Origin of the sequence: Erwinia sp., assembly GCF_031978025.1 — a bacterium.
Classification (GTDB): Bacteria; Pseudomonadota; Gammaproteobacteria; order Enterobacterales; family Enterobacteriaceae; genus Erwinia.
Map to the genome: position 1 here is coordinate 1 of NZ_DALZCD010000413.1, position 2,477 is coordinate 2,477.

A 2,477-nucleotide genomic window follows, 5' to 3' on the forward strand; every position below is an offset into this window, starting at 1 on the left:
GAGGAAAGTTTCCTGCGGGGCGATAAGCCTGGCAACAGGCAATAAAAAAGGGCGCAGATTGACTGCGCCCTTTGATCGTAGTGGAGACTATTTTATCTCGGTGATTACGCTACCTTCGTTGCCTGACGGCTGCTCTTTCGTCTTGCGAAAGATCGCTACCGCCAGCATCAGCGCGGCTACGGCAGGCACTGCGCCGACATAACCCACCGAGGACATAGAAAGATCCAGGCTGACCTTATTGCCCAACAGCGCGCCCGCGCCAATACCAATGTTGAAAATGCCTGAGAACATCGCCATCGCGACATCGGTGGCATCCGGGGCCAGCGTCAGCACCTTCATCTGCATGCCCATACCGATCATCATAAAAGCCATGCCCCAAAGCAGGCTCAGCACAATCAGCCCGGCCTTGCTGGCCGCTACCGTCGCCAGCAGCAGCAGACAGACCGACAGCAGCCCGATAGCGCCGGTCAGCAGCGGCGACAGGCGTTTTTCACCGCTCTTACCAAAAATAATGCTGCCGGCAATACCCGCGATACCAAAAATCAGCAGTAACAGCGTGGCGAAGCCTTGCTCAAAACCGGCTACTTTTTCGACAAACGGTTCAATATAGGTAAAGGCGGTAAAGTGCGCGGTCACCACGGTGACGGCCAACACATACAGGCCTACCAGCGCCGGGCGACGAAACAGATCCGGCAGGCTTTTCAGCGATCCGGTATGTTCTGACGGCACGCGCGGCATAATTTTTAAAATCAGAGCCAGCAGGACAAAAGCCCCTACGCCAATCGCCAGGAAAGTGCTGCGCCAGCCGAACGCCTGACCAATAATTCTGCCCAGCGGCAGGCCCAGTACGGAAGCCAGAGCGGTAGCGGTGGCAATCAGGCTCAGCGCCTGCGCCCTTTTACCCGGCGGCGCCAGCCTTACCGCCAGCGAGGCGGTAATCGACCAGAACAGGGCATGAGCCAGCGCCACGCCCGCGCGGCTCAGCAGCAGCACGTCAAAGCTCCAGGCGAAAAAGGCCAGTACGTGACTGAACGTAAACAGGCCGAAAATCGCAATCAGTAGCAAACGCCGATCGGTGTTGCTGGTCATCAGCATCAGCGGCAGCGACATCAGCGCCACAATCCAGGCGTAGATGGTCAACATAATTCCCGCCTGCGCCGATTCCATGCCGAAGCTATGGCCAATATCCGACAGCAGGCCGACAGGCATATATTCCGTGGTGTTAAATATAAACGCAGCAACAGCCAGAGCCAGCACGCGCGACCAGGCAACTTTGCGTGAAACGGTGACGGTATTGATGTCGGTCATAGGCTTCTGCTCCGCAACAATTTAAATCGAAGCGCGTCATTTTAATGATGGCTGCATGAAATTCAATCCGAAAGTGATCGCCATCACACTTTTTACATAGTTTGAAGGTTTAGAAAGGGCTAAGTTTTGCGGCAAAACCGCCGCACATAAGCCTTGCGCCTTTATCAGCGGACAGGCATTAACATGCGGTCACATTCGGGCGTACAGCCACGGGGGGAGGGGAAGAAGAGGGACTATCAGAGTGCTCTAAGAACAAGCTTCATGACGCGGCTTTTACACCTTTGTGGCCAGGCGCACACAGCTTGAGCCGCTTTTAAAAGGAAATGTCTCTTCGCATAGCTGCGCTTACCTGCGTCATTTTCAACCCCCGTATGCGGTTGAAATAATCTTATCGCTCTGTGAGAGGTTTTAAGGTGTCTGTAAAGAAGGCTGGCCTGACGAACGCCCGTCAGGCCACTGCGGGCAACCACCTGCGGTTTAAAAGCCACTCAGGCTGCGTGCTGACCTTTTGCCTGAATCCGCTCGAACACGTCGGCGGCGGCGCTGGCGCCACCTGCCCGAGAAATTTCCTGCTGTAAGGCAGACAGGTTTCTTTGACAGGCAGGATCGGCACTTATCTCCTGTGATGCAGTCAGCAGGCTGGTTGCAGAAAGGGTTTCGCGGGGCAAATATTTTCCTATGCCCAACGCTTCAATCCGTCGGGCATTGAGGCGTTGTTCGGCCTGCTGGGGCACCGCTATCATCGGCACTCCGAAATAAACGGCCTCCATCACGCTGTTCATCCCGGCGTGGGTAATAAACAGGCTTGCCACCTTTAGCACGTCAAGCTGGGGTATCTGCCGATGTATTTCAACATTGCCAGGCAGTTCCCCCAGCTGGGCAGGATCCACATAGCGACCAATAGCCATCACGACCTGCCACTCGCTATGGGCAAAGGCCTGGATGCAGGTGCGGAAAAAGGCGGTCTGATGGGTATAAACCGACCCGAGCGAGATGACGACAACGGGCCGACCTGCTGTTTTTAGTTTCCAGCCGGGGGGCGAGGTGACTGGCCTGATTTCGGGCCCGACAAAGGTTACGCCGGGAGGAATAGTGTCAGGTTTTTCCTGAAAAGAGCGCGGAATAAAGGCAATGGCCGCATCGCGAGCGGCCAGGATCGCACGGAGATC

2 protein-coding genes are annotated in these 2,477 nt (G+C 55.8%); both read right to left on the reverse strand.

Annotated elements, in window-relative coordinates:
• Positions 1–87 precede the first annotated feature (87 nt).
• On the reverse strand, positions 88–1,308 hold the full coding sequence (locus RTK32_RS21110; RefSeq protein ID WP_409451126.1) for a sugar transporter: 1,221 nt from the start codon (positions 1,306–1,308) through the stop codon (positions 88–90).
• Between the two features lie 488 nt (positions 1,309–1,796).
• Positions 1,797–2,477: nucleotide disphospho-sugar-binding domain-containing protein (locus RTK32_RS21115; protein ID WP_312047357.1), on the reverse strand; the 681-nt coding region annotated here is incomplete at its 5' end.

Bases quoted from the DNA above. Each gene is read 5' to 3' on its own strand.
- RTK32_RS21110 (WP_409451126.1), bottom strand. From the start codon at position 1,308: ATGACCGACATCAATACCGTCACCGTTTCACGCAAAGTTGCCTGGTCG.